The organism is Kribbia dieselivorans NBRC 106261 (genome assembly GCF_001552435.1).
GTDB classification, from domain to species: domain Bacteria; phylum Actinomycetota; class Actinomycetes; order Actinomycetales; family Dermatophilaceae; genus Kribbia; species Kribbia dieselivorans.
On record NZ_BCRE01000247.1, the window covers coordinates 1 to 4,328 of the forward strand.

Here is a 4,328-nt window from a genome sequence, read left to right on the forward strand (position 1 = left end):
AACAGAGAGCCACGCCCGGCCCGACGCCTCCGACGCAATCCCGACATGAACAACAGACACGTCCGCCCACGCGGCCTCGCCCGATCCGCCGCCCGCAGCAGCGACAGACCCGGGCACACCAACAACCGACGCGACCCCGGCCGGAGCCGGTCGCGTCATCCCTGGGTGCATCGCCGTCGTGAACATGACCCCAGTTTATAAGAACACATGTCCTATTTAAAAGCAAACATCAGGTAAACACCGGGCGACGACTTCATGAAATGCGACGAACGGACCTCACATTCCAGAAACCCTGCACTCCGTGCAATCTCTGCCCCGCACACCGACCCACACCCGACACGCTAAACACCCCCACGGACACCCAACGCCGCCAGCACCTCCACCACACTCCGCGGCCGCTCCCCATCAGCACCCCACGCCACCCCGGCCTCCTGCAGCATCGCCGCCTGCCACGGCCGCGACAGACACGTCCGCCGCAGCAGCGACGCGTCACTGAGCAGATCGCCCGGCGACCCCTGCATCACCCGCGCATCGATCAGCACCGCCACCTCATCGGCCCATCGCCACGCCAGGTCGACGTCATGGGTGGACATGACGATCGTGACTCCACTACGCGTCAAACCGTCGAGCACGCGCACCAGCGATTCCGACGACGACGGATCCAAGCCCGCCGTCGGCTCGTCCAGCAACAAGGTCGACGGACCCATCGCCAGCGCCCCCGCCAGCGCCACCCGTTTGCGCTGCCCGTACGACAGGTGGTGCACCGGACGGTCCACGAGATCTGCGATCCCCAACGACGCCAGACACTCCGCCACCCGCCAACGCACCTCATCGTCACTCAGCCCGAGATTGACCGGCCCGAACGCGACATCGGTGAAGACATCGGCGGAAAAGAGTTGATCGTCGGGATCCTGCAGCACGAGTTGAACGCGCCGCCGGTGGAGATCGAGGTCCTTGCGACGATGCCGCAGCAGCACACCGTCCGCCGCGATCTCCCCGGTTGCCGGCGTCAACGACCCCGACAACGAGCGGAGCAGCGTCGACTTTCCCGACCCATTCGCCCCGAGGATCGCCATGCGCACCCCCCGACGCACCCGGAACGTCAGGTCGTCGAGCACCCGCGGCGCACCCGGGTAGTCCACGCGGAGCGCGGTGGCCTCCAATGCGAGCACCTCACCCCGCCCACCGGTCGCGCCAACATCACCGGTCACGCCAGCATCACCAGTCGCGCCAACATCACCACTCACACCGGCCACCTCGGCCCCACCAACGACACCCCGGCACAGACCGCCACGATGGCGAGCGCCACCGCGACGAACGCCCCACTCACCGGCCGCCGACTCGGCAGCGCGAACCAGGCGCCGTCATACCCCCGACCGGCCAACCCCTCCCCCAGCCGCCGCGAGTGTGTCCACGCTCGAATGAACGTCCCCGCCCCCAACATGCCCACACTGCGGATCGCCGTTCGCGCGCTCCCGTAGCCCAGTCGCGCAGTCTGCGTTTCCCGGATCCGGGCCTGCGACTCCAGCAGCGAGAAGATCATCCGATACACCAGCGTGGCGATCTCGGTCAGGGTCCGCAGACCCCACACCCGACCCAGGCTCGCCAGCAGGTACGGCATGGGCGTGGTGGCCGCCAACAACATCACCGCCGCGGCACTGGCCAGGGCTCGCAGCGCCACGACGGCGCCGGCCCACAGCGACGGTTGGGTCACCGACGCCGGGCCCATATCGACCACCACCCGACCGACCGGTTCGCCGAACGTCACGACGATCCCGATGGTGCCGAGCACGATGAAGACGGCCGGAGCCGCGATCGCGAACGACCACGTCCGCACCGGCACCCGCGCCCACAGGCACGCCAGCAGCGAGGCGACGACCAGGACGATCACGCCTCCGGCCGGTCCTGGAGCCGTCAGCGCCACCGCGACCAGCCCGGCCGACAGCACCACCTTCTCGGCGGTCGACCGGCCACGCCACCGGTTGTTCCAGGCGGCGTCGTCGAGACGGAGCGTCGCCACCTCAGGGACGCGTTGAGTCGTGACCAGCGCGGGTCGGATGATCGGCCGCCGACACGCCGGCCGAAGAAGCACCCCGCGCCTGCTTGCGTCGCTCCCGATAGGCGCCCAGCACGAAGCCGACGATGCCACCCCCGATCGCCGCCTGCAGCGCGAACAGGCCGGACTCGATCTCGCCACCGGGCTGGACCCACACCGGCTCGTACCACGGCTGATAGTCCGGCGCGACCGCACTGATCTCACCCGTGGCCGCGGCATCGGTGCCGCCGAAGTCCCCCTTGCCGGCGCCCACCACGAGGGCGACCGCGAAGACTCCGACCGCCACCACCAGGAGCAGCAGATTGATCCACGACGACCTACGCATGCTCGACCTCCCGATCCGACTCGGTCGCGGCGTCGCGCCCGAAGCCCAGTCCACGCAGCTCCGGCCCGGCCCACGAGCGCAGGACGTTGAGGAGCAACACCCCGACGAACCCCTCGACGATGGCCAGCGGAATCTGCGTGATCGCAAACAGACCGAGGAAGCGGGTCCACGAACCGAGGAATCCCGATGACGGATCCGGGAACGCGAGCGCGAGTTGGGTGGCGGTCACGACGTAGGTGGCCAGGTTGGCCAGCGCAATACCGCCGAACGCCGCGACTCCCCACGGCGCAAACTTCAGCAGGCGGTACACCCCGTAGCCGACCCACGGACCGATGACGGCCATCGACATGATGTTCGCCCCGAGCGTGGTGATCCCCCCGTGGGCCAGGAGCAACGCCTGGAACAGCAGCACGACAGCGCCGAGCGGAGCCATGACCGGTGGCCGGAAGATGATCGCCCCCACACCCGTTCCGGTCGGGTGCGACGAACTCCCGGTGACCGAGGGCAGTTTGATGGCCGACAGCACGAACGAATAGGCGCCCACCGCGCCGAGCAACATTCGAGACTCCGGATGCGCCGTGATGATGCGCTTGACCTCGCGCACCCCATGGGCCACGAAGGGGATGGCCACGATGGTCCACGCAGCCGCATGTATGGGGGGTAGGAAGCCCTCTGCAATATGCATCGGCCGACACCTTTCCGGGATGACGCGTCCCGCATGTCCAGATCTCGACAGGCCCGTGTTTCTGACTTGCGGAAGACCCGCTCACAGTGGCGCGACCGTACCGGACTCTCACCGGATTCCACGTCGATAGCCTGACGTGCTGGGAGGCTATCACGCGCCGTTTTGACCCCGTCGCGCGATGAGCTCGCCCAGTCTCGTCGCCACCACCACCGGCAACACCGTCGCCACCACCGCCGACACCACCGCCGACCCCGCCCCGATCCGGCGCGCCAACCGGTTCGCTGCGACCACATCCGCGGGCTCGGCCCCCCGACCATCCCCCATGACCGCACGGTGCTCCACGCGCGTGCCGTAGTACCGATTCGTCCCACCCAGCCGGATCCCCAGCGACCCGGCGAACGCGGCCTCGACCACCCCAGCGTTCGGGCTGGGGTGCCCGGCCGCATCACGCCGCCACGCCCGCCACGCCCCGGCCGCACCACGCGGTTCCGCGACCAACGTCAACACCCCCGCGAGCCGCGCTCCGGCCAGATTGGCGACATCGTCGAGCCGCGCCGACGCCCAGCCGAACCGCTCGTACCGCGCGTTGTGATGCCCGACCATCGCGTCGAGGGTGTTGATCGCGCGATACCCGAGCAGCCCCGGCACGCCACACGCCGCTCCCCACACCAATGGCGAGACCACGGCGTCGACGGTGTTCTCGGCCACCGATTCGACGACCGCGCGCGACACCTCGCCGGCGTCGAGGTGCTCGGTGTCCCGGCCCACGAGACGCGAGACCTGCACCCGCGCCGCCGGCAGATCGTCGGCCGCGAGATGGGCATGCACCGCCGCGGCCTCACGCTCGAGCGAGCGCCCCCCGAGCACGGTCCACGTCGCCGCGGCCGTCACCACGGCCCGCGCCACCGGGTGCACCGCGAGTCGTTCGACGACCGCTCCGCCGACCGCCACACCACCGACGAGGAGCGCCGTGTACGCCACCCCGGCGGGCCGCGAGTCGGCATACATCCGCCCTTCCACCCGCTGCGCGACGCTCCCGAACACCGCCACCGGGTGACCACGCTGCGGATCGCCGAACATCCGGTCCGCGACATACCCCGCCAGGATCCCGACGCCCCGGGCCATCGCCACTGCGCGCGCCGTCATGAGAGCGCCACCACGACGGCCGCAAACGCGACCTCGACACCCGCTCCGAAGACATCGCCGGTGACCCCGCCGAAGCGGCGCAGTGCCCGCCCGATGACGACGGCCACGCCGACCCC

The 4,328-nt window shown here is 69.8% G+C and carries 7 protein-coding genes and 1 riboswitch; all 7 genes read right to left on the reverse strand.

The window, feature by feature from the left end; all coding sequences use genetic code 11:
- Window positions 1-186: hypothetical protein (locus KD1_RS17235; protein WP_217995910.1), on the reverse strand; the 186-nt coding region annotated here is incomplete at its 3' end.
- Between the two features lie 155 nt (window positions 187-341).
- Window positions 342-1,211: an energy-coupling factor ABC transporter ATP-binding protein gene (locus tag KD1_RS15365; RefSeq protein WP_245627440.1), complete on the reverse strand. Its 870-nt coding sequence runs from the start codon at window positions 1,209-1,211 to the stop codon at window positions 342-344.
- 32 nt (window positions 1,212-1,243) lie between these two features.
- Entirely contained in the window at window positions 1,244-2,020 is a 777-nt protein-coding gene (cbiQ, locus tag KD1_RS15370; RefSeq protein WP_068403376.1) for a cobalt ECF transporter T component CbiQ, read from the reverse strand.
- A 1-nt stretch (window position 2,021) separates the two neighbouring features.
- Window positions 2,022-2,381: an energy-coupling factor ABC transporter substrate-binding protein gene (locus tag KD1_RS15375; RefSeq protein WP_068403378.1), complete on the reverse strand. Its 360-nt coding sequence runs from the start codon at window positions 2,379-2,381 to the stop codon at window positions 2,022-2,024.
- Window positions 2,374-3,066 carry an energy-coupling factor ABC transporter permease gene (locus tag KD1_RS15380; protein ID WP_068403380.1) on the reverse strand — a complete coding sequence of 231 codons (693 nt, stop codon included), beginning with the start codon at window positions 3,064-3,066 and terminating at the stop codon, window positions 2,374-2,376. The genes KD1_RS15375 and KD1_RS15380 overlap by 8 nt, the downstream gene beginning before the upstream one ends.
- Window positions 3,067-3,099: 33 nt before the next feature.
- Window positions 3,100-3,216, reverse strand: a riboswitch (cobalamin riboswitch).
- Window positions 3,217-4,212: a cobalamin biosynthesis protein gene (locus tag KD1_RS15385; RefSeq protein WP_083542535.1), complete on the reverse strand. Its 996-nt coding sequence runs from the start codon at window positions 4,210-4,212 to the stop codon at window positions 3,217-3,219.
- Window positions 4,209-4,319, reverse strand: a complete 111-nt coding sequence (locus KD1_RS16375) for an adenosylcobinamide-GDP ribazoletransferase (RefSeq protein WP_083542536.1) — start codon at window positions 4,317-4,319, stop codon at window positions 4,209-4,211. The genes KD1_RS15385 and KD1_RS16375 overlap by 4 nt, the downstream gene beginning before the upstream one ends.
- Between the last annotated feature and the right edge of the window lie 9 nt (window positions 4,320-4,328).